Source organism: Neobacillus sp. Soil_C_43 (assembly GCF_057656715.1).
This window is the reverse complement of sequence record NZ_JBDGJV010000001.1, coordinates 236,077-257,742: the sequence shown is the minus strand read 5'-3', so window position 1 is coordinate 257,742 and position 21,666 is coordinate 236,077. Positions and strand designations below refer to the sequence as shown.

Annotated in this window: 24 protein-coding genes; 17 read left to right on the top strand and 7 right to left on the bottom strand. The window is 36.7% G+C overall.

The features are described 5' to 3' along the window. Positions 1–9: 9 nt before the first annotated feature. The gene (locus tag AC3A54_RS01320) at positions 10–159 is read right to left on the bottom strand and encodes a cytochrome c oxidase subunit 2A (protein ID WP_308083434.1); all 150 of its coding nucleotides are present in this window, start codon (positions 157–159) and stop codon (positions 10–12) included. 348 nt (positions 160–507) lie between these two features. Between AC3A54_RS01320 and AC3A54_RS01315 the strand changes: the two genes are divergently transcribed. From AC3A54_RS01315 to AC3A54_RS01290, 6 genes are all read left to right on the top strand, one after another. Continuing rightward, positions 508–633, top strand: a complete 126-nt coding sequence (locus tag AC3A54_RS01315; protein WP_487653104.1) for a hypothetical protein — start codon at positions 508–510, stop codon at positions 631–633. Between the two features lie 204 nt (positions 634–837). Beyond that, positions 838–1,926 (top strand): type III polyketide synthase, encoded by a 1,089-nt coding sequence (locus AC3A54_RS01310; RefSeq protein ID WP_487653103.1) that lies wholly within the window; start codon positions 838–840, stop codon positions 1,924–1,926. Then, positions 1,927–2,496, top strand: a complete 570-nt coding sequence (locus AC3A54_RS01305; protein WP_487653102.1) for an isoprenylcysteine carboxyl methyltransferase family protein — start codon at positions 1,927–1,929, stop codon at positions 2,494–2,496. 549 nt (positions 2,497–3,045) lie between these two features. Continuing rightward, positions 3,046–6,705 carry a dynamin family protein gene (locus tag AC3A54_RS01300; protein WP_487653101.1) on the top strand — a complete coding sequence of 1,220 codons (3,660 nt, stop codon included), beginning with the start codon at positions 3,046–3,048 and terminating at the stop codon, positions 6,703–6,705. A gap of 27 nt (positions 6,706–6,732) precedes the next feature. Beyond that, a complete protein-coding gene (locus AC3A54_RS01295) occupies positions 6,733–7,560 on the top strand; it encodes a sulfurtransferase (protein ID WP_487653100.1) in 828 nt (275 codons plus the stop codon). A 135-nt stretch (positions 7,561–7,695) separates the two neighbouring features. Beyond that, positions 7,696–8,565, top strand: coding sequence for a 5'-3' exonuclease (locus tag AC3A54_RS01290; RefSeq protein ID WP_487653476.1), 870 nt, complete (start codon positions 7,696–7,698; stop codon positions 8,563–8,565). Between the two features lie 54 nt (positions 8,566–8,619). Here AC3A54_RS01290 and sspL read toward each other — a convergent pair whose 3' ends face one another. Beyond that, positions 8,620–8,757 (bottom strand): small, acid-soluble spore protein L, encoded by a 138-nt coding sequence (gene sspL, locus AC3A54_RS01285; RefSeq protein WP_487653099.1) that lies wholly within the window; start codon positions 8,755–8,757, stop codon positions 8,620–8,622. An 83-nt stretch (positions 8,758–8,840) separates the two neighbouring features. Here sspL and AC3A54_RS01280 point away from each other — a divergent pair, with 83 nt between their 5' ends. Then, entirely contained in the window at positions 8,841–9,332 is a 492-nt protein-coding gene (locus tag AC3A54_RS01280) for a divergent PAP2 family protein (RefSeq protein WP_308083440.1), read from the top strand. Between the two features lie 41 nt (positions 9,333–9,373). After that, positions 9,374–9,643, top strand: a complete 270-nt coding sequence (locus tag AC3A54_RS01275) for a DUF6123 family protein (protein ID WP_309867824.1) — start codon at positions 9,374–9,376, stop codon at positions 9,641–9,643. A gap of 54 nt (positions 9,644–9,697) precedes the next feature. On the opposite strand, the gene AC3A54_RS01270 is transcribed toward AC3A54_RS01275, so the two are convergent. After that, the gene (locus tag AC3A54_RS01270) at positions 9,698–10,618 is read right to left on the bottom strand and encodes a DMT family transporter (protein WP_487653098.1); all 921 of its coding nucleotides are present in this window, start codon (positions 10,616–10,618) and stop codon (positions 9,698–9,700) included. Between the two features lie 6 nt (positions 10,619–10,624). Then, positions 10,625–11,035 (bottom strand): reverse transcriptase-like protein, encoded by a 411-nt coding sequence (locus tag AC3A54_RS01265; RefSeq protein WP_487653097.1) that lies wholly within the window; start codon positions 11,033–11,035, stop codon positions 10,625–10,627. 167 nt (positions 11,036–11,202) lie between these two features. On the opposite strand from AC3A54_RS01265, the gene AC3A54_RS01260 reads away from it, so the two are divergent. Continuing rightward, on the top strand, positions 11,203–11,859 hold the full coding sequence (locus AC3A54_RS01260; RefSeq protein ID WP_308083443.1) for a reverse transcriptase-like protein: 657 nt from the start codon (positions 11,203–11,205) through the stop codon (positions 11,857–11,859). Positions 11,860–11,879: 20 nt separating this feature from the next. Continuing rightward, positions 11,880–12,065 carry a zinc-finger domain-containing protein gene (locus AC3A54_RS01255; RefSeq protein WP_308083444.1) on the top strand — a complete coding sequence of 62 codons (186 nt, stop codon included), beginning with the start codon at positions 11,880–11,882 and terminating at the stop codon, positions 12,063–12,065. 66 nt (positions 12,066–12,131) lie between these two features. Here the strand turns inward: AC3A54_RS01255 and cspD are convergent, their stop codons facing one another. Next, complete coding sequence (gene cspD, locus AC3A54_RS01250) at positions 12,132–12,332, bottom strand: cold-shock protein CspD (protein WP_026563856.1); 201 nt, start codon at positions 12,330–12,332, stop codon at positions 12,132–12,134. Between the two features lie 278 nt (positions 12,333–12,610). Between cspD and AC3A54_RS01245 the strand changes: the two genes are divergently transcribed. From AC3A54_RS01245 to mntR, 3 genes are all read left to right on the top strand, one after another. Further along, complete coding sequence (locus AC3A54_RS01245) at positions 12,611–12,892, top strand: hypothetical protein (protein ID WP_308083445.1); 282 nt, start codon at positions 12,611–12,613, stop codon at positions 12,890–12,892. Between the two features lie 101 nt (positions 12,893–12,993). Further along, a complete protein-coding gene (locus AC3A54_RS01240) occupies positions 12,994–15,162 on the top strand; it encodes a DNA topoisomerase III (RefSeq protein ID WP_487653096.1) in 2,169 nt (722 codons plus the stop codon). A gap of 93 nt (positions 15,163–15,255) precedes the next feature. Next, entirely contained in the window at positions 15,256–15,675 is a 420-nt protein-coding gene (mntR, locus tag AC3A54_RS01235) for a transcriptional regulator MntR (RefSeq protein ID WP_335545985.1), read from the top strand. Positions 15,676–15,715: 40 nt separating this feature from the next. Here the strand turns inward: mntR and AC3A54_RS01230 are convergent, their stop codons facing one another. Together AC3A54_RS01230 and metA are read right to left on the bottom strand one after the other, a co-directional pair. Continuing rightward, positions 15,716–15,928: a DUF3892 domain-containing protein gene (locus tag AC3A54_RS01230; RefSeq protein WP_335545987.1), complete on the bottom strand. Its 213-nt coding sequence runs from the start codon at positions 15,926–15,928 to the stop codon at positions 15,716–15,718. Positions 15,929–16,047: 119 nt separating this feature from the next. After that, positions 16,048–16,956 (bottom strand): homoserine O-acetyltransferase MetA, encoded by a 909-nt coding sequence (gene metA / locus AC3A54_RS01225; protein ID WP_487653095.1) that lies wholly within the window; start codon positions 16,954–16,956, stop codon positions 16,048–16,050. A gap of 241 nt (positions 16,957–17,197) precedes the next feature. Between metA and AC3A54_RS01220 the strand changes: the two genes are divergently transcribed. The 4 genes from AC3A54_RS01220 to AC3A54_RS01205 all read left to right on the top strand — a co-directional run bounded on the left by AC3A54_RS01220 (position 17,198) and on the right by AC3A54_RS01205 (position 21,615). Then, on the top strand, positions 17,198–18,877 hold the full coding sequence (locus tag AC3A54_RS01220) for a formate--tetrahydrofolate ligase (RefSeq protein WP_487653094.1): 1,680 nt from the start codon (positions 17,198–17,200) through the stop codon (positions 18,875–18,877). 208 nt (positions 18,878–19,085) lie between these two features. Further along, positions 19,086–19,619 carry a hypothetical protein gene (locus AC3A54_RS01215; protein ID WP_487653093.1) on the top strand — a complete coding sequence of 178 codons (534 nt, stop codon included), beginning with the start codon at positions 19,086–19,088 and terminating at the stop codon, positions 19,617–19,619. Between the two features lie 928 nt (positions 19,620–20,547). Then, positions 20,548–21,396, top strand: coding sequence for a DegV family protein (locus AC3A54_RS01210; protein WP_487653092.1), 849 nt, complete (start codon positions 20,548–20,550; stop codon positions 21,394–21,396). A gap of 63 nt (positions 21,397–21,459) precedes the next feature. Continuing rightward, on the top strand, positions 21,460–21,615 hold the full coding sequence (locus AC3A54_RS01205) for a hypothetical protein (protein ID WP_335545801.1): 156 nt from the start codon (positions 21,460–21,462) through the stop codon (positions 21,613–21,615). The last annotated feature ends 51 nt before the right edge of the window (positions 21,616–21,666 follow it).

Genomic DNA, 21,666 nt, shown 5'->3' with positions numbered 1-21,666 from the left:
CTTCAATCATTAAAAACGTTCTACAAATAGGTAATAGACACCTACCCAAGTGACCACAATGAAAAATCCCAAAAAGAAAACGGACGCTAATGTTCCTTTGAGAGAAGAGCTGTCTTCGATCTCGGTTTTTTGTTTTGTTTTTAATTCCGTTTTTGCCATCCCCTTGCACTCCCTTCAAGAAAAGTAAAGATTAAATAATAAGTTCTCTTTCATAATACAAAACAATTGTGAAATTAAACTATAAAATTTGGAAGTTCACAAATTGTTCATTCCTTAGGTAACTACTATGTTAATGTTAAAAACTTGATATAACAGTGATTTATGTCACATTAACCTTGGGGTAAATGTGACATAAATGTGAACCATCACACTTTACCTGTGATAAAAGTAATTGATTAATGTTTCACAAGCAAAAATCCATGTTTTTGAAACCAAGTCACATTCCTGAAACATGAAAAATAAGATAAATCATAATGACTTAGTTTAATTAGGAAGCGAGGGTTTTCTATGGAAAAATATTATTGTGAACAATGTCGATTATTATATAATGAAGAACAAGATTGTGAAGTTTGCGGATTATTGGCAAATAAAAAAATAAAGATTGAGGTTCAAGCTCAACCAGAAAAACAATAAGCCACTAAAATTGGTAAAGATTATGTAATGAAGGAAATTTAAAATCGCGATATAATTTAAGAGCACAACAACAACAACCTTCAAAACGTTTGCTTCCCTGTCGTAGGGAGGCTTTTTTTTTGCCCATGTAGTGAAATAAACATTCGAATAATTCTCCTGATTACTGGAAAAAATACCCGTACATAGGATGAAGGAGAATGTATGATGCCCGCTATTCTTTCTGTTTCAGAAGTAATACCCCCATATGAAATTAATCAAAATCAAGCAGTAGAGTTTGCACGTGATCTTTTTGCGGACTCATTTAAGGATATTGAAAGACTCTTAAAAGCCTTTCAAAATGGACAAATTGAAAAAAGGCATTTTGTGAAAGGGCTAGATTGGTTTAAAGATAACCATACGTTTGAGGAGAAAAATAATGCTTACATAGAGGCTGCTGTTACATTTGGTAGTGAGGCGATTACCAAATGCTTAAATAATACTATTTTTCTTGAAAAACCCCTGCCTTATGAAGAAATAGATGCGATATTTTTTATTTCAACTACAGGTGTGGCAACTCCAAGTATTGATGCGAGAATTATGAATCAACTCCCTTTTAGTCCACACACGAAACGGATACCAATTTGGGGGCTTGGATGCGCTGGTGGGGCTGTGGGATTATCAAGAGCATTTGAGTATTGCTTGGCATTTCCTGAAGCAAAGGTGCTTGTCCTTTCAATTGAACTATGCAGTCTAACCTTTCAACGTAATGATCTGTCAAAGAGTAATTTAATAGGGGTCTCACTATTTGCAGATGGGGTTGCCTGTGCATTGGTTTGTGGCGACTCTTCGAATACAAAGAGTTATAGAAAAAAAGCGGCGTATCCATCGATTATCGGAACACAATCTACACTCATGCCAAACTCGTTGGACGTAATGGGCTGGGAGATTAAAAGTTCAGGTTTGTACGTTGTCTTTTCCAGAGATATACCTCGAATTATTGAAGAATGGTTAAAGCCAAATGTGAAGGAATTTCTAGATCTATATCACATGAACCTAAGTCAGGTAGATTATTTTATTGCCCACCCTGGTGGTAAAAAAGTGATAGATGCCTATGTTAAATCATTAGATATCCCTACTTCCATGACAGATATATCCTTAGAGGTGCTAAAGCAATTTGGCAATATGTCGTCGGTTACAATCCTTTATGTACTGAAACGAATCATGGAGAAGGATATTCCGAAGAATACTATTGGGCTTGGAACAGCTCTAGGTCCAGGGTTTAGTTCTGAACTGCTACTAATGAGGTGGGTGTAAATGAATAATGTTCTTCCATTCCTTGTTTTATTCGGAGTCATCATTTCTCAAAGAGTAACAGAGCTGCTTATTGCTAAAAGTAATGAAAGATGGATGAAGAAAAATGGTGCCATTGAATTTGGAGTAAAGCATTATAGATATATGGTTGGCATGCATATTCTGTTTTTTATTGTTTTTTTCGGCGAGAAGGTTTGGCTGAATCGCGGATTATCCCCAATATGGCCTTTATTGCTGACCGTTTTTATAGTTACTCAGTTAGTCAGATTATGGGCAATCACTTCGCTTGGAAAGTATTGGAATACAAAAATTCTTGTCTTAGCCAATGCGAAGGTTATAAGGAAGGGGCCATATCGTTTTATAAAACATCCAAATTATTTTGTCGTAGCTATCGAGCTACTGGTTGTTCCATTATTATTTTCTTCCTATATCACCTCTATCTTGTTTACCATGCTTAATGTGATGATTTTGTCTCGTCGAATTCCAGAGGAGGAGAAGGCTCTTCAGGATTTAACTGAATATGTTGATGCTTTCCAAAATTGTAATCGTTTTCTCCCTAAGATTGTTAAATAATTGTGACAGTTGATAAAACGTTATTGAAAACGATTATCAGCTATGTTAAACTAATCTCAACGATGAAAATCATTCTCAATCAGAGTTCGAAAAGGGAAGGTGTTACATATGGCTTTTGCTTTTGTTGGAGGAACTATAGTTATTTATGCATTTGTCATGAAGCACGTCTTACGAAATGCAACTCATTAAATGAAATCAGTTAAAATACTTTCAAAAGCCAAGGAGAAATCCTTGGCTTTTTTCTTTGCGATTGGATGTGTTAAAGAACATTGTTGATTTTTATCCCCTGTTGATTGGAGCGGAAGACGCGAAGACTCCTGTGGGAGTACGGTTCAGTGGAGACCCCGCAGGCGCTTTTCTCCGAGGAGGCTCGCCGAAACGCCCACGAACCGCTCGCGCCTGGAGCGGAAATCAACAGGCAATTTTAACAGTGCCTTACGTTTAACAAGAAAAAAACAAAATTGTTCTAGAAAAGGTGTGTCAAGATAGGAAATGTTTGAATTATCGTATAAAATAAAAACATTACTAAGTTGCTAAGGGGAATATGTAATGGTTAAAACTGCCAGTCAAATTGAAACTTTTGAAACACTAAAACATAAGATTGCTTCTTTATATAATTTATTAGCCGACGAAAAAGATGAAGTACAGGCTGAAAAAGTGAAACAACTTGCAAACAAATTAATGAATAGGGAGTTTCTCATTGCTTTTTGCGGGCATTTTTCAGCTGGGAAATCGACAATGATCAATCGAGTGGTTGGTGAGAATTTATTACCCTCAAGTCCAATCCCAACTAGTGCAAACCTTGTAAGAGTAAAGGCAGGAGAGGAATACGCCAAAGTTTATTTTAAAAATGAAAAACCAAGGTTATATCTAGCACCCTATGATTATGGGTTAGTCAAAAATTATTGTAAGGATGGAGACAAAATTGAATCCATTGAAATCAGCCATAAGGATTCTCGTTTACCAGAAAATACGGTAATTATGGATACACCAGGTATTGACTCTGCAGATGATGCTCACCGGATTGCAACAGAGTCAGCATTGCATCTTGCGGATCTTATTTTTTATGTTATGGATTATAACCATGTCCAAGCAGAATTAAATTTCTTGTTTACAAAGGAATTAGCGGAAGCAGGAAAAGAGGTTTATTTAGTCATTAATCAAATAGATAAACACAAAAATGACGAATTAAGTTTTACCGATTTCCAAAAAAGTGTAGTTGACTCTTTCGCATCTTGGGGTGTAAGACCAGCAAGGATTTTTTACACGTCATTAAAGGCTGAAAATCATCCTTTAAATGATTTCACTGAACTTCAGCAGTTCATTCAATCTAAGTTGAGTGAGAAAGAACATTTATTAATCCCGTCAGTTTTTCATTCGTTAAGAAAAATTGCCCAGGATCATATCGACCAATCACATAAGTTAGCTGATGAAGAGCTCATTCCTATCCTAAAAATATTAAATGAACTATCGGAGAAGGAAAGACAAGATTTAGAAGCATCCCATCAAAGAGTCTCTCGGGACCTCAAAAAGATAAGTGAAAGTACTGGGGTTAAGGAAAAAAACTTTGAAAATGAAATTTCACAAATCCTGAAAAATGCAATCATTATGCCATTTCAGACAAGAGCTTTAGCGGAGAGTTATTTAGAATCCTGTCAGCCGGAATTTAAAGTTGGGTTCTTATTCTCCAAACAAAAGACAAACGAAGAGAAAAGTAAGAGATTAGAGAGTTTCTATCAAGATTTACTAGATAAAGTAAAGTCACAGCTTGAGTGGCATATTCGAGAATTTTTACTCCGCAGTATAAAGGAGGCTGAAATTGAAGATATTGAGCTGCAAGGGTTAGCTCAAGCTTTCTCCATCCCTATTCCTATGCAGTTATTAGAGGATGCTGTTAAGTCTGGGGCACGTGTATCGGGGGAATATGTACTTCGTTATACTGAGGATGTGGCCAATGAGATAAAAAGATCCGCAAGAAATCAACTTTCTGAATTCAAAAGTAAGTTTGTAGAATGTTTAACTATTCAAACATCGAAATTACAACAGCAGTATGAAGAGGAATTTACCAAAATTGAAAGGTATGTTAATGCCTTAACAGAATTGAAAAAGGCAGAACAGTCTATTTTTATAAAAGATAAAAAGATTGATGACTTGTTTACAAAACATGAGATTCTTCAGGAGGATCGTAACCATCTATTTAGTCAGCATGATAAAGAATATGATGTGATTAAAACTCAAGAGGGCTCCCAAGTTAATACTAACCAAGAAAATATATCCAGAAACACAGTGAATACAAAGATTGTTTCCAAAGATGCAGGGGAGATGTTTGAGCAGTCAGATAATCATTTAAAGCAAACAGTTGAACGACTCCATCTTTCATCGAACCTGATAAAAGATATAGCCGGTTTTCAAAAAATTTCAAAGGAATTGGAAGAAAAGGCAAATAGGTTGGAGAATAAAGGGTTTACTGTTGCGTTATTCGGGGCATTTAGCGCTGGGAAGTCCTCATTTGCGAATGCTTTAATGGGGGAGAAGGTTTTACCGGTATCGCCAAACCCAACGACTGCTGCTATCAATAAAATTAAACCTGTGACAGCTGAAAGGCAGCATGGAACGGTCCTTGTGAAATTTAAAGATCAGGGTTCCATGCTTGAAGATGTAAATCGCTCCTTAAAGGTTTTTGATTTGCATGCTATAGATTTTAACTATGCAGTGAAAATGATTGACCAGATTTTACTAGATAAAAGCCAAGAAGGTGTACTTGAAAAAACACATTTTGCCTTTTTACAGGCATTCAAAAAAGGCTTTGCCTCTTTAGTACCTCTGCTAGGTACCACCAAAGAAACGGATATAAGTGATTTTAATGAGTTTGTGGCAAAAGAGGAAAAATCCTGTTATGTAGAGTGGATTGAACTTTATTATGATTGTGAGCTAACAAGAAAAGGGATTACGCTTGTTGATACACCTGGAGCAGACAGTATAAATGCGCGTCACACTGGGGTTGCTTTTGATTATATTAAGAATTCAGATGCTATATTATTTGTCACCTATTATAATCATGCTTTTTCGAAAGCAGACCGTGAATTTTTAATCCAGCTGGGACGTGTAAAAGAATCCTTCCAGATGGATAAAATGTTCTTTATTATTAATGCGATTGATCTTGCTGAAAACGATGAGGAAAAAGAACTGGTGGCTGAATATGTGGCGGACCAATTAATTAAATATGGAATTCGGAATCCACACTTGTATTCCTTATCAAGCTTGCTTGCATTAAACGAAAAACAAAATAAAACTCAAAGCACGCAATCAGGGATGAACTATTTTGAACAGGCATTTTATCAGTTTATTTCCAATGACTTAACGGAAATGGCTATTTCCTCTGCTGATAAGGAGCTGGATCGTGTAGTTGAATTGGTAAATAAGTTAATACAAAGTTCACAAGAAGACATAACGGTTAAGGAGCAAAAGCGAACAGAGTTTGAAAAAGAAAAGGCTAAAATTAAGGGGTTATTAGAAAAACAATCCGGGGAAAGCCTACAAAATCGTTTAATACAGGAAGCGGAAGAATTAATTTACTATATTAAGCAAAGGGTATTTTTACGGTTTGGAGACTTCTTTAAAGAGGCATTTAATCCGTCAACACTTAGGGACGACGGACGCAACTTGAAAAAAGCACTGCAAGCGGCACTTGATGAATTCCTAGAAAGTATTGGTTTTGACTTTGCACAAGAAATGAGGGCAACTACTGTAAGATTGGACCGGTTTATTGAAAAGATTCTTACAGACTATCATGGACAACTAATTCGAAACCTTCAAGAAGTGAATGGGGATCTATCCTTTTCGGCCTTTGAGAAATCCAAGTATGAAAAAATTGATTTTTCCTTAGCATTTAAAGAGATTGATCACCAGCAATTTACTAAAGCATTGGCTCATTTTAAAAATCCAAAATCCTTTTTTGAAAAGAACGAGAAGCAATACATGGTGGAAGAACTGAATCGAATTCTAAGTGTCTCTGCTGACGATTACTTAAAGCAGTCAGGAGATCATTTGAAAAGTCACTATGAAATTGAATTACTGAAGGAAACAGATTGTTTAGTAACCAATTTACAGGAACAAGCGGATGATCTTTACTTAAGTCTTCTCTCTGCATTGGATGGAGGTGTTTCAATCCAAAGGTTAATGGAGATTCAGCAAAAGTTACCAAAATAGATTGGTTTTGAGAAGGGGAGAACTTGGATGAATTTTGTGAAAGACAGGGAATGGCTGTTTACTAACATGAATGATAGTAATATCATAATTGTCGATTGCCGATTTTCCTTAGCGGATCCGCATAAAGGAAAAAAGGAATATCTCGAAAGCCATATTCCAGGTGCGGTTTACTTTGATCTGGAGAACGATCTGTCAGCGCCTGTTATGGAACATGGTGGAAGGCACCCCTTGCCAGATATGGAGGAATTGATCAGGAAACTTGAAAACGCAGGAATAAATGAATGCAAATCAGTTATTGCTTATGATTATGGGGAAGGAGCTTATGCAGCCAGATTTTGGTGGCTCCTAAAATACCTAGGTCATAAAAATGTCTTTGTCCTTAATGGAGGATATAAACAATGGCTGGAAGCCTGTTACCCAGTGACAGCAGACATTCCTGTGTTTGAAACAGTAAAATTTCATGTTGAACTAAATCCTGATATTTTAGCTACAACGAATGAAGTCGAGGAAGTTGTCCAAAATCGGTTAAAAGACTGGATTTTGATCGATTCCAGAGAAGAAAAGCGCTACCTTGGTTTGGAAGAACCAATCGATAAAAAAGCAGGACACATCCCCGGAGCACTAAATAAGCCTTGGATGGAGGGCTTACATTCTTATCAATATAAGTCAGTTGAGGAACAAAGACAAAGGTTTTCAAATATCGATGTTAAAAATCAAATTATTGTTTACTGCGGATCCGGAGTAACAGCTACCCCTAATTTCCTTGCTTTAAAGGAAGCTGGATATGAGAAAGTAAAGCTTTATGTGGGGAGCTTTAGTGACTGGATTTCTTATGCTGGAAATAAAATCGAATAAATGACAAGTCAAACCTATGGTATAATGGAAAGCGTGTGATTAGAATACCATTCAAAAGCAGGCAAATTGAATCGTTAGATGTTGCCGCTTAAATATAGGGGGACTTAGAAATTGAATAATCAAAAGCCTTCATTAATGCTTGTTGATGGGATGGCATTATTATTCCGAGCCTTTTATGCAACTGCAGTAACAGGACAATTTATGATTAATTCAAAAGGGATTCCAACCAATGGAATTCACGGCTTTGTAAAACACTTATTTACTGCTGTTTCTTCATTCAAACCAACTCACCTTGCCGTTTGCTGGGATATGGGGAGCAAGACGTTTAGGACGGAGTTATTCCCTGATTACAAAGGGAATCGTGGAGAAGCTCCTATCGAGCTTATTCCACAATTTGATTTAGTGAAAGATGTAGTTGCTTCATTCGATATTCCAAATATCGGATTAGCGGGCTATGAAGCAGATGATTGTATTGGGACAATTGCTCAACAAGCAAAGGATTTTGCTCATGTTTCAATCTTAACGGGTGACCAAGATATTCTTCAATTACTTGACGAGAGTATCTCTGTCATTCTGATGAAAAAAGGCTATGGGAATTACCTTGTGCACACTCCTCAAACCTTTTTTGAGGAAAAAGGAATAACACCTAGACAAATGGTTGATTTAAAAGCGCTTATGGGGGACCCAAGTGATAATTACCCCGGAGTTAAGGGGATTGGTGAAAAAACAGCGCTTAAGCTATTACAAGAATTTCACCATATTGAGGGGATTATTTCCAACTTGGATCGGTTATCAAAGTCTAATAAAACTAAGATTGAACAGGATTTAGAAATGCTGCACCTATCCAGAAGACTTGCAGAAATAAAATGTGATGTTCCTGTGTCATATGTTTTGGAGGAAACAGGTCTTCGAATTGAAAAAGATAAAGCTGTAAATAAATTAATGGAAGTAGAGCTTCGTGGATTGCAGCGCCTACTGCCGCTAAATGAAGCGATAATTTCTTAATTTAAGTAGGGAACTGGCTGTCTCCGTAAAGGCAGCCAGTTTTTTTATGGTATATTATTTGGTGTTTTTTTTCTTTGCGGCATTTTCAAGCTTGCTTTTTGGCTCTTCAGCGAACTCAGCATCTTGTCCATATCCTTGGGGATTCACACCAGGTCCTTTAACCCCACGATTAGCATTATGTTTTTTACTCATGAACGTTCACCTCCCATTTAGTTAGTATTTCCACAAGGAATAAAAAAATTTGGATTTCTAACAATAATGGTAGAGGTGATTGCATGAATAAAGGAGTTTATCTAGCCCTTTTTAGCATAGGGTTAGCTCAAGGCATGAAGATCCCCATACATTATGTTAAAAAGAAAGAATGGCGACCCGAGCTGTTTTTTGGCACAGGTGGAATGCCTAGTTCACATTCGGCTGGCGTATCAACACTTACCACTTATATTGCCTTACAAAGAGGATTGCCAACGTTTGACTTTGCTCTTTCACTCGTCTATGGATTAATTGTTATGTATGATGCGCAAGGTGTTCGCAGGCAGACAGGGGAGTTAACTTTAAAAGTAAACTCAATGAATGATTTAATTGAAAAAATCCAAAAAGACGAAAGTGTGGAGTTTAAACAGGAATCACCAAAAAGACTTAAAGAGATGTTAGGTCATCAACCAGAAGAAGTCATTGGTGGAGCTATAATGGGTGTATTGGTAGGGGTCATTGGTCATCTCTGTACAAAAAAGAATAGAAAATCCTCCATTTTTAAGGTAAGATTTTAAAGGGATGTTTAAAGATTTGGGCGAGAGGATTGGTTAAGTCAGTGCGAACAGTGGAAGAGTATTTGCATTACTTGGAAGGAAAAGGCTTTCAATTCCAAGATGATGCCATTGGTTTTATCTTCTTCGGGAAACATTATACGAATGCTACCGATGAAATGATCAATACAGCAATAGAACTAACATTAAAAGCACAGAAATGCTTTGATGGCAGTTTTTATGTTTCGTTATTGGAAACGCTTATTTCGAACCAAATAGACACTAGGAAAGACGCTATAAAGTTCATCAAAGAAAAAGAATTATTAGCAATATAAAGAAAAAAGAGGTTGACTTAGTCGACCTCTTTTTCGTACAGTTCTTATCTATTTTCAACCTTCTAGGCTTTTATTTTTTCTAAGGAGGGGAATCTTATTAGCTGGAAGTTCAGCAAATATCATCCCCATAAAAATAAGGATACAACCAAAAAAGGCACTGGAGGACAATCGCTCATTTGCCCAGGCATAACCAGCAATGGCAGCAAATACAGGTTCCATCGCAAAAATTAATGCCACTCTAGTGGCTGAAGTGAATTTTTGAAAATTTGTTTGAATAAAGAACGCCAAAGCCGTTGCAAAGACACTAGTGACTATTAAAGCGATGAGGACATCTTTTGACATAAGTATGTCTAATTGAAAGGATTCTTTCCCATTCTCAAAAATGAAAGATGACCCAATTGATAATAAAGCAACTGTAGAAATCTGGATGACAGTTAATAAAAGAGTGGGATACTTACTACTGAACTTACCCGTTAAAATAATGTGTAAGGCAAAACTAATCGCGCAAACAAAAACGAACCCATCACCAATATTCAAGGATGTTACATCCGTCATAGTTAGTAAAAACAGGCCGAGGGTAGCGGTTAGTACGCCAATAACTGCATTCTTGCTTGGATATTGTTTAAGTAACACCATTGAAAACAGAGGGACTAAGACCACACTTAGGCCAGTAATAAATCCAGCCTTCGATGTCGTTGTATATAAAAGACCAATCGTTTGGGTTACATATCCCAAATAAAGCCAAAAACCAATAAAGATTCCTGAGGCAACAAGTTTGAAATTTAATTGCTGCAATTGTTTCCTTTGAAAAACTAGAAGACAAAAAATTAATAATACAGCTGCAATAGAAAAACGAATTCCGTTAAAGGCAAAAGGCTCCAAAAAATCAATTGCATTTTGGACAATAACAAAAGTGGTTCCCCAGATTAATGTAACAAAAAGCAAACTCAAATCTGCAAATAATGGTCTTTTCATGTTGAATTAAAATGCTCCTTCACTTGAGTTTTTTTGTATAGCTTGCCTTGCTAGTCTATCTGCTACCTTATTTTCGGCGCTTGGAATCCATTTCAAAAAGAACAATTCCATTTTTCTTGATAATTCTAAAGCTTCCTCAAGTAAAGGCGAGTATTGTTTGTTTTTTACAAATTCTTTTTCCATAGCCCTATTAATTAATTCCGAATCCGTACGAAACGACACAACTGAGTGCATCAATCCTTTTTCAAGGCATATTTTTAATGCGTGTATAAAAGCATGGAATTCAGCTTCATGGTTTGACATCGTACCAAGTGGTAAAGAATATTCTTCAGCCAAACCGTTCCCTTTAATAAAAATCCCAGCTCCACTTGGACCAGGGTTACCAGCACTTGCCCCATCAATATAGACTTCAATCATGCTGTTTCCTCCATTAGTTAATTAATAAAGTTTATCATATTTTAACACAGTAATGCAGGAAAATATTTTCTTCTGCTTAAGTGGGTATGATAAACATATATATTTAAATAGAAGCACGTTTTACACCAAAATGTGTAATTGAAATCATTCATGAGAGGCTGAATACAATGAAATATAGGTTAGAATGGAAATATAAATTAAAAAGTAACGAAAAAGTACAATTTTCATCTGAGTGGGTATCTGGTGAAACAGCCATACAAATAGGTGAAGAACTTGAAGCAACAGGAAAAGTTACTGAACTATATTTTTATGATGAAAAAGAGACATCTTGGATTCTAAAAGAAATGAAGAAACTGTTGACTGAAGTAGAGGAAGAGCCACATGATATTACGGTTTATTTTGATGGGGGATATCAGAAGGAATCTAATCTCGCAGGACTAGGTACGGTTATTTTTTTTAAACAAGGAAAAAAGAAATACCGCATTCGGGCGAATGAACGCTTGGAGCAATTGGAGAACAACAATGAAGCTGAATACGCCGCTTTTTATTATGCACTAAATATATTAGAGGACCTAGGCGTTCAGCATTTGTCATGCGAGTTTAAGGGTGACTCTCAGGGAGTATTAAAACAGCTGGACGGTGATTGGCCCTGCTATGAGGAAACACTAAATCGCTGGCTTGACCGAATTGAGGAAAAGATGAAAACGCTTGATCTCAACCCCAAATATACAGTCATTTCAAGAAAAGATAATAAGGAAGCTGATCGCTTAGCCACCCAAGCCTTAGAAGGAAAAGAAATATTTGCGAAAACACTAATATTATAGTCGAGGAGCGCGGTTGCTTAGTGAGAGACACTGGCAGAAAGGAATTGTTAAATCACCTAGAAAACATTATGGTTCAATTTTGTGATGGCTGCTTTTTGCATCAGCATGTAAAAATAGAGGGTGGAAGAAGAGCAGCCCATCGTTTCTGTATCACACAATGTACGGTAGGAGAAAAACTCCAGGAATATGGTAAGAAACTGAGGTAATAATTGATTGCAATTAAAAAGGCTGACGATAAACGTCAGCCTTTGATTGGTTATAGTTAGTAAAGATTAAAGTTTTACTACGTTAGCAGCTTGTGGTCCGCGGTTTCCTTCAACGATTTCGAAAGAAACTTCTTGGCCTTCTTCTAATGATTTGAAGCCTTCACCTGTGATAGCGCTGAAGTGTACGAATACATCGTCTCCGCCTTCAACTTCGATAAAACCGAAACCTTTTTCATTGTTAAACCATTTAACTTTACCGTTTTGCATGTACTTCTTCCTCCTAAGCCCTTAAAGACACCCCAGGTGCCAAAGATAAATATTATCATGTAAAAAACAGCAAAAATACATTCGCATATAGTTGTTACATGATAATTTAAATATACAATATGGAAATTGGACAGTCAAGAAATGCAAACGTTTTTTTGGTTATTTTATCAACTTTCATTGGAATTTTACATAATTAGAATTTTAACGATAGAGTAACATAAAATTCCTGCTCGCTCATATGTTAGATTAAAAATATTTGTTATAGAGGCGGGGATACCATGTTTCGATTTTCAATTGCGGGGGAGGAATGGATTTTACGATTCTCACCACAAGTATTCATTGATGCAGCAGAAAAACAGGTGATCTTGATGTCGCTGCTTCATATTGGTGACGATTTAGCGAACTTTCCACATGGTAATGCCTTTATTATGTTTACAAAGAAAATTGGTGCTATTGTCTTTGATGTAGAAAGAATTCCGTCACTTATTTTAACCGTTTCAAATATTGTTCCAGAGGAAAATTGGTATTTACAAGAATCCGCTGTCAAAAAATTAAAGTAAGAATTATATATTCTTTGAGGGTTACCTAAATCAGGTAACCTTTATTTAGTTTATTTTGATATAATAAATTTGGGATGCTTTGTAAAAAGGGAGCAATTAGTATGAAATTAATTATTGCAGAAAAACCGGATCAAGGTGCAACATTAGCGTCAATTTTTAAGCATAGAAAGCAAAATGGATTTATTGAAATTTTCCCTAATGATATTTTTCAACAAGGAGCTTATGTTACCTGGGCAATTGGTCATATTTGTCAATTAGTTGCTCCAGAAAAATATTCGTCGGGATGGAAAAAGTGGTCCTTAGATAATTTGCCGATTATACCGGACCAATTTGAATATGAAGTAACAAAAGATAAGGCAAGACAATACCAAGTCATTAAACAGTTAGTGGCAAATCCAGCGGTAACGGAAATTATTCATGCAGGAGATGCGGGCCGTGAAGGTGAATTGATCATTAGAAATATACTTAGGTTAACAAAATGCAGAAAACCGATGAAAAGACTTTGGATTTCTTCGTTAACGGCAAATGCTATAAGAGACGGCTTTAAAAAACTACTAGAGGAACAAGATACTCGAAACTTATATTTTGAAGCCTATACAAGGGCTTGTGCTGATTGGGTAGTTGGTATGAATGCGTCACGTTTATATAGCTTACTACTTCAGAAGCAGGGATTTTCTGATGTTTTTTCAGTTGGGAGAGTGCAAACTCCGACATTGGCATTAATTGTAAAAAGAGAACTAGAAATAGAGAATTTCAAGTCTGAACCATTTTGGGAAGTTTTAGCTTATTTTAAGATCAATGGAAAAAAGTATCGCGGAAAATGGCAAAATGACGGGGAAACCCATGTGAAAACGAAAGAGTTAGCAGAAAAGGTAGCTGCTTTTTGCAGAGATAAACCTGCTGAGGTCAGCGAGGTACAATCTGAAAGAAAGGAATTTCTACCGCCTCTTCTTTATAATCTGTCAGCACTTCAAGCAGAAGCGAATAAACGCTTTAAGTTCTCACCTAAAAAAACACTTGATATCATGCAAAAGCTCTATCAAAAAGGAAATGTTTCCTATCCACGCTCAGACTCTCGGTATGTAACTAAAGAAGAAGCCCATACTTTCCCAGATATCCTTAATAAATTAAGTCAAATGGAAGATTATGCTGCGTATTTTCCTTTACCTAACCAATCTATTGCTAATAATAAACGATATGTCAATGAAAAGAAGGTTACGGATCACTATGCAATAATTCCTACAGAACAAATACCCAATGTTGAAAAGCTTAGTCCAGACGAGCGAAAAATCTATGATTTAGTAGTTACTAGTTTAATTGCAGCTCATTATAATAAATCAATTGCAGAATATACAACAGTGACCACACTTGTTGATGGTCGTGCCTCTTTTATTTCAAAAGGGAAAGTACAAATTGAAGAAGGATGGAAAAGGGTAATACATTCGAAAGAACGTGAGGATGAACCCGCACTACCATCCCTCCAAAAAGGGGAACAAGGTATAACTGAAAAGGTTGAAGTGAAAGAGAGTCAAACTCAGCCACCGAAACGGTATACGGAAGGTCAACTAATTACGTTAATGAAAACGGCTGGCAGGCATATTGATGATAAGGAACTAGAGAAAATTCTATCAAAGACAGAGGGGTTAGGAACAGAGGCAACTAGAGCTGGCATTATCACTATGTTAAAGGATCGTTTATATATTGATGTAAAAAAGAACTTGGTGTATGCAACAGCTAAGGCCAAAATATTAATTGAGGCGATAGGACCTGAAATATTGGCCTCACCAGAAATGACTGCTAAGTGGGAGCAAAAACTAAAAGAAATATCCGAGGGGTCGGCTGTACCGAAGCAATTCATGGAACAAACAAGAAAAATGGTTATACATTTAATTTCATCTAGTTTAGAACAGGCACAAAAGTGGTCATTTTCGGAGGATGTTCGAAATCAATTTACTCCTGGTAAACAAAAAAATAAAAGACAATCGTATACTAAACTGGGCCCTTGTAAAAAATGTGATGGTACTATTGTTGATAAGGGAAGCTTTTACGGATGTTCAAATTATCAAAAAAACAAGTGTGACTTTACCATTTCAAAAAAGATTCTTGGTAAAACTATTACCCAAAAAAATATCAAACTTCTGCTCTCCGAAGGGAAAACCGAATTGATAGAAGGGTTTATGAACAAAGAGAAAACCTTTAACGCTCGACTTTTTCTTGATGAGAAGGATAGAAAAATAAGGTTTTTATTTAATGAACCAGTTCCAAAATAATACAGGAATGTTTGAATTAAGTGATAAAGAACCTTGTCACTTAATTTTTTCTATAGTAAACTTTTAATGATTCTTATCAATGGAGGGTACGGGATGCCAACACCAAGTATGGAAGATTATATCGAACAAATTTATATATTAATTGAAGAAAAAGGATACGCTCGGGTATCAGATATTGCCGAAGCGCTGTCTGTCCATCCCTCCTCAGTTACAAAAATGGTACAAAAGTTAGATAAAGATGAATATTTAGTGTATGAGAAGTATCGAGGGCTTCGATTGACTTCAAAGGGGAATAAAATAGGAAAGCGCCTTGTTTTTAGACATGAATTGCTTGAACAATTCCTAAAAATTATTGGAGTAAAAGAAGAAAATATATATGTTGATGTTGAAGGTATCGAACATCATTTAAGCTGGGACTCTATTGATCGAATTGGTGATCTCGTTCAATTTTTTGAAGAAGACCAAAACAGAGTGGATGCATTAAGAGAAATCCAAAAACAAAATGAACAATAGAATAAATTGAAGAGAGGCTGTTTCGATGACAGCCTCTCTTTTAGAATAGATTTGGATAATGGTCAAAGGACTGATCCTGATCAGGCAGTAAGGAAACGCTTCCTTCCCCATCCTCAATGGCTTGTATGCCCTGAATTAAACCATTTTCAGCCTCTACCAACGCTTTGCGGTATGAAATAATCCGTCCTTCTGATGTCACAAAGCTGATGATTTCTCCAAAATGATTGCGGTGAAGGGCAACGATTGTTTCCATATGAATTTCCCCCTTTCCGCACTAGTGTTTCTAAAAAGAATGAATAATAAACGAAAATGAAAGTTAAATGAAAAAAACAAGCACTGGATTATCGTCCAGTGCTTGTTTGCTCATTGGTCCTATTCCCATGTAAAAGGAGTTTCTTGATAAACATAATAATTAAGCCAATTTGAAAAAAATAAGTGACCGTGGGACCTCCAGCGGTTGATTGGTGGCTGAGTAGGGTCATTGTTAGGAAAATAGTTTTCAGGAATATGGATTTCTAGGCCTTTATTTAAATCCCTTGAATATTCTTGTGCTAAAGAATCAGATTCATATTCTAAATGACCAGTAATCATGACATGCTTTCGATCACGTGACGCAATTAATAATGCTCCAGCGTCCTCTGAAGCAGCTAATAATTTTAATCGTGGATTATTTTTAATTGCTTCGATTGATACATCTGTGTAGCGAGAATGGGGAGCATAAAAAATATCGTCGAATCCACGTAGTAAAATATCATTTTGTTCAAATATTCGATGTGCATAAATGCCAGAGCATTTTCGTTCTAGTTCGAATTTGCCAATATCATATTGATAGTACAGAGCAGCCTGTGCACCCCAGCAAATATGTAAGGTAGAAGTAACATTGGTGTTCGTCCACTCCATGATTTCCGTTAACTCTGGCCAATACTTTACTTGGTCAAATTCTAAAAGCTCCACTGGGGCGCCTGTTATAATCATTCCATCGAATTTTTGATTTTTAATTTGTGAAAAAGTAGTATAAAACTGTTCTAAATGCTGTTTGCTAGTATGTGTAGATTCATATGAATTTGTTTTTAAGAAATTCACGTTAATCTGTAACGGTGTATTTCCGAGTAATCGTAATAACTGTGTCTCTGCTTTTTCTTTTTCAGGCATCAGATTTAAAATAAGAATATTTAATGGCCTGATATCCTGAGTAGTTGCACGTTCGTTGTCCATGATAAAAATATTTTCTTGTTCCAGCACTTCCCGAGCAGGTAATAGCTTTGGAATGTTAATAGGCAAGTGACCATCCCCTTTATAATGTAGTTCCACGTTTGCTTTTATAAGTTAATCCATTAATACAACCGTATGTAATACATGTTAATGAATATTTAAAAAATTCGATATTTACATTATAAACATTATTATTAATTCAGAAAAGATAATATTTTGTTCATAATTTTTATCGGAATGAAACAGCTTATTTGATACAATGAGAATGTAGTCTTATATTAATAGCTGAATGCGGGGGATTAATTTGGTTATGACGAAAGTAAAGTCAGACATTGAAATTGCACAAGAATCAAAGATGAAGCCGATTGTTGAAATCGCTGAAAAAATTGGTTTAGTAGAAGATGATCTTGAACTATACGGAAAATATAAAGCAAAAATCTCCAATGAAGCTCTATCCAAACTGAAAACGAAAGAAAGTGGGAAGATTATTCTTGTCACTTCAATTAATCCAACTCCTGCCGGTGAAGGAAAATCGACAGTCACTGTGGGATTAGGGGATGCCCTCAATCGTATTGGAAAAAAAGCTATGATTGCGATGCGAGAACCATCTTTAGGACCGACTATGGGTATAAAAGGCGGAGCAACGGGTGGAGGATATTCTCAAGTTCTTCCAATGGAGGATATTAACCTGCATTTTACTGGAGATTTACATGCAATTACGACTGCAAACAATGCCCTCGCAGCATTAATAGATAATCATCTCCAACAGGGAAATGAATTGCAGATTGACCAGCGCCGAATTGTTTGGAAACGGGCCGTTGATTTAAATGACCGTGCCTTACGAAAGGTCATCATTGGCCTAGGAGGCCCACTTCAAGGTGTCCCACGTGAAGACGGCTTTGATATTACGGTAGCCTCTGAAATTATGGCAGTATTATGCTTAGCAACCGATTTAAAAGATTTAAAGTTACGATTATCTCGTATGGTCGTTGCTTATAATTATAATAAAGAACCTGTTACAGTTGGGGACCTGGGAGTTGAAGGTGCATTAACCTTGTTGTTAAAAGAGGCTATTAAGCCCAATTTAGTTCAAACAATTGAACATACTCCTGCACTTATCCACGGCGGACCCTTTGCTAATATTGCACACGGATGCAATAGTGTAATTGCTACAACTGCAGCAACCAAATTAGCCGATTACGTCATTACTGAAGGCGGCTTTGGAGCTGATCTAGGTGCAGAGAAATTTCTACATATAAAATCAAGAAGTGCGGGTATTAAACCAGAAGCTGTAGTTATTGTTGCGACTATTCGCGCGCTTAAAATGCATGGAGGTGTAGCAAAAACTGAGTTAGCGAAGGAAAATGTTGCTTCCTTAACGCTTGGTTTTGCTAACCTGCAAAAGCATATCGAAACCATAAAAAGCTTTGGGTTACCAGTTGTTGTTGCCATTAATAAATTTATCACCGATACAGATTTAGAGGTACAAACATTATTAGAATGGTGTGAACGAGAAAACGTGGCCGTTGCTTTAACAGAAGTGTGGGAAAAAGGTGGAGCAGGTGGTATAGAGCTTGCTAATAAGCTATTATCGGTCATCGAAAAAGAAGAGAACAAATTCCAACCGTTATATGAATTGTCTGATTCACTTGAACAAAAAGTAAGAACCATTGTGCAAAAGGTGTACGGCGGAAAAGATGTTGATTTCTCACCAAAAGCGAAAAAGCAATTAATTGATTTTGAAAAATTCGGTTGGTCCAATTTGGCAATCTGTATGGCAAAGTCACAATATTCCTTATCTGATGACCCTGCAAAGCTGGGTAGACCGACAGATTTCATCGTTACGGTAAGAGAATTCAAACCATCCATTGGGGCTGGCTTTATTGTTGCGTTGACAGGAGAAGTAATGACCATGCCTGGACTACCTAAAAAACCAGCTGCATTAAATATGGATGTTGATGAAAACGGAAATGCAGTAGGTCTTTTCTAAAGGCTGTGTTAGAGAACAGAGTTGATTTTTACACCCTGTTGATTGGAGCGGAAGGCACGAAGACTCCTGTGGGAGTATGGTTCAGGGGAGACCCCGCAGGCGCAAGCGCCGAGGAGGCTCGCCGAAACGCCCACGAACCGCTCGTGCCTGGAGCGGAAATCAACAGGCAATTTTAGCAGAGCCTTTCTAAAAAGGAGTCGAATGATAGATGTTTGATCCAACAGCCTTTGATAATATGAAAGTAATTGTTGAAGGCGCACTATATGACAGGGACCTTAGTGGAGAGATAATCATTACCGACCGCAATGACATAATCAATATGGCCAAAATGTCCCGTCAGTTCAATATCTCCTTTTCATTACCTGATAGTGAAAGAAAAATAGTTTCAGCCAAAATGGAACTTGAATCTAAGCTTGTTCATTTAGCAGCGGAGCTTCTTCCAAGTGGCAAATCCTCAAAGCTTACAGGCTGTTTGGTAAAACTTTTTTTTAATTTTGAAGTTAATGAAGATGTTATGGATTACGATAGACTTAATACTATTCTTTTGGGAATCTGGGGCACGACTAGGAAAATAACATTGTTCATTCAACAGGATCCTCTAAAGCAGGATAAAAAGGCATCAGGAATTATTACTGTTGATTTCGAACGATTGGTAAGTGAAGACCAGATGGATGACTTGGTTGATATGGCAGATGTCATGATAACAACCATACAAAAAGTAACAGACTTACTAAATATCTAAATAAATTTTTGATGTACTTTTAAAGCTGGATTGATTGTCGAGAAAGGGTATTTTTTTCTCGGATATTTTTTAAAATTGTCTAAAACAAAAAACCATTTTATTAAATTTATCACTATAAACTGGCCTGTTGATTTCGGCTCCAGGCACTCGCTTTCCTCGGGGAGACTGGAGCCTCCTCGGCGCTTTGGCGCCTGTAGGGTCTTCCAGTTACATCTCTATCCCGCAGGAGTCGAGTGCCCTCCGCTACAATTAACAGGGGCAATTTAACCTAAAGAATTGCAACATACTTTTTCCAGCCTTGCTAAGTGTGTTGCAATTTTTTTATATTTTGGCAGGCTGCAATAAGGAGATCTTGGCCTTTCTGACAGTGTTTCGTTTTTTATTGCCTAAACTGTCCGAAGATGCGTTGCCTTCTGACAATGTTTCTATTTTATTCGCATACTCTGTCCGGAGATGCGTTGCCTTCTGACAATGTTTTTGTATTTTTCGCATACTCTGTCCGAAGATGCGTTGCCTTCTGACAATGTTTCTGTATTTTTCGCATACTCTGTCCGAAGTGTTTTTTAATTAGGAACAAAAAAGTACAGGGAGCAACAAAGTACGAAAAGAGCCTATTAATAATTTTTGATTAGTTGAGTTGAAGGTCTTTATTGAATACTGAAATGTTGATTCGAGCGGAATGTGCGAAGACGCAAGCGGAAAGCGAAGCTTCTTAATCGTAAATCAAGATATTTGTTGAAAAATATTATAACAAATTAACGCGGTGATTCATTAAATTGATAGAATAAAATAAATTTTATCGACAGCGAGGCCAGCTTTTTATAGCTGGTTTTATTTGCGTTTTAAATATTTACAATATTCAAATTAAAAGGTACGATATTATTACCTAGATAATATGACCTCATACTAATTATAAGGGGAGATCACATTGGTCAAAACGGCTTGGGTTACGGATAGTACCGCATTTTTAGACGAGGAATTAAAAAATCATCCAGATTTATATACAGTACCATTAACCATTTTGCTAGATGGGGAGGAATTCTCAGATGGAATTGACTTATCTCCCGCAGAATTATTTGAAAGATTAAAGCAATTGAATACTCCACCTAAAACATCACAGCCTTCTGTTGGTGCGTTTCAGGAACTATATGAACGGCTTGCAAAGGAATATGACCAGATCGTAACCGTCCTTCTTTCGGGTAAACTTAGTGGCACAGTGTCCTCTAGTGAGCAAGCGGCAAAACTTGTAGATATTCCTGTCACTACTTTTGATTCGAAAATACTCACCTATCCCATGACGGCCATACTAAAAAAAGGAATGGAACTACTTAATAGTGGTAGCAATCTAGAATCCGTTCTTGACCACATGGGGAAAATTAGGGATACAAATGAGACCTATGTCCTGGTAGGGAGCCTAGAGCAACTTCATCGTGGCGGTAGAATGAATGGGGTACAATTTTTCTTGGGTAGCTTGCTAAACGTTAAGCCGATTATATCGATTGAAGACGGGGTGCTTAATGTAAAGGAAAAAGTTCGCAGTGAGAAAAAGGCAAAGGAAAAAATACTAGATTATTTAAAATCCTCCTATGAGAAGTATCATTTTAAGGAAGTTTATATTTTGTACGGTTTACATGAAGACCAGGCAAATAGCTGGAAAATTGATTTAGAGCAACAGTTTCCAGCATTAACAGTAATTTGCTGTCCATTAGGTGCTGTCATTGGCGTACACGCAGGAGAAAACACGCTTGGAATTAGCTGGCACAATGCATTAAAATAACTTTTTCATCTGAAGTGCATACTAATAACGCATTCAATACACAAAAAAAGAAGGAGATGCGTTATGAGTAAGCAAGGAAGGCAAAATGCAAATCAAACAAGAGCGCAAATTGAAAAACAGGATAATAAAAACGATGTTGAACTTGGAAATGAGTTTCAAATTGGAAACTCAGGGTCTCAAAGTCAGAAGAAGAGCGGACGTCAAGTAAACAAAAAATAACTCCGATATGTCGGGGTTATTTTTTTGCCGTTTTTCATGGTAAAATAGCTA

Bases quoted from the DNA above. Each gene is read 5' to 3' on its own strand.
- AC3A54_RS01230 (WP_335545987.1), bottom strand. From the start codon at position 15,928: ATGGAAACAATCGTTGCCCTTCACCGCAATCATTTTGGAGAAATCATC.
- AC3A54_RS01310 (WP_487653103.1), top strand. From the start codon at position 838: ATGCCCGCTATTCTTTCTGTTTCAGAAGTAATACCCCCATATGAAATT.
- AC3A54_RS01280 (WP_308083440.1), top strand. From the start codon at position 8,841: ATGAATAAAGGAGTTTATCTAGCCCTTTTTAGCATAGGGTTAGCTCAA.
- AC3A54_RS01240 (WP_487653096.1), top strand. From the start codon at position 12,994: ATGAAATTAATTATTGCAGAAAAACCGGATCAAGGTGCAACATTAGCG.
- AC3A54_RS01295 (WP_487653100.1), top strand. From the start codon at position 6,733: ATGAATTTTGTGAAAGACAGGGAATGGCTGTTTACTAACATGAATGAT.
- AC3A54_RS01270 (WP_487653098.1), bottom strand. From the start codon at position 10,618: ATGAAAAGACCATTATTTGCAGATTTGAGTTTGCTTTTTGTTACATTA.
- AC3A54_RS01320 (WP_308083434.1), bottom strand. From the start codon at position 159: ATGGCAAAAACGGAATTAAAAACAAAACAAAAAACCGAGATCGAAGAC.
- AC3A54_RS01300 (WP_487653101.1), top strand. From the start codon at position 3,046: ATGGTTAAAACTGCCAGTCAAATTGAAACTTTTGAAACACTAAAACAT.
- cspD (WP_026563856.1), bottom strand. From the start codon at position 12,332: ATGCAAAACGGTAAAGTTAAATGGTTTAACAATGAAAAAGGTTTCGGT.
- AC3A54_RS01265 (WP_487653097.1), bottom strand. From the start codon at position 11,035: ATGATTGAAGTCTATATTGATGGGGCAAGTGCTGGTAACCCTGGTCCA.
- mntR (WP_335545985.1), top strand. From the start codon at position 15,256: ATGCCAACACCAAGTATGGAAGATTATATCGAACAAATTTATATATTA.
- AC3A54_RS01260 (WP_308083443.1), top strand. From the start codon at position 11,203: ATGAAATATAGGTTAGAATGGAAATATAAATTAAAAAGTAACGAAAAA.
- AC3A54_RS01245 (WP_308083445.1), top strand. From the start codon at position 12,611: ATGTTTCGATTTTCAATTGCGGGGGAGGAATGGATTTTACGATTCTCA.
- AC3A54_RS01205 (WP_335545801.1), top strand. From the start codon at position 21,460: ATGAGTAAGCAAGGAAGGCAAAATGCAAATCAAACAAGAGCGCAAATT.
- AC3A54_RS01290 (WP_487653476.1), top strand. From the start codon at position 7,696: ATGCTTGTTGATGGGATGGCATTATTATTCCGAGCCTTTTATGCAACT.
- AC3A54_RS01315 (WP_487653104.1), top strand. From the start codon at position 508: ATGGAAAAATATTATTGTGAACAATGTCGATTATTATATAATGAAGAA.
- sspL (WP_487653099.1), bottom strand. From the start codon at position 8,757: ATGAGTAAAAAACATAATGCTAATCGTGGGGTTAAAGGACCTGGTGTG.
- AC3A54_RS01305 (WP_487653102.1), top strand. From the start codon at position 1,927: ATGAATAATGTTCTTCCATTCCTTGTTTTATTCGGAGTCATCATTTCT.
- AC3A54_RS01215 (WP_487653093.1), top strand. From the start codon at position 19,086: ATGTTTGATCCAACAGCCTTTGATAATATGAAAGTAATTGTTGAAGGC.
- AC3A54_RS01220 (WP_487653094.1), top strand. From the start codon at position 17,198: ATGACGAAAGTAAAGTCAGACATTGAAATTGCACAAGAATCAAAGATG.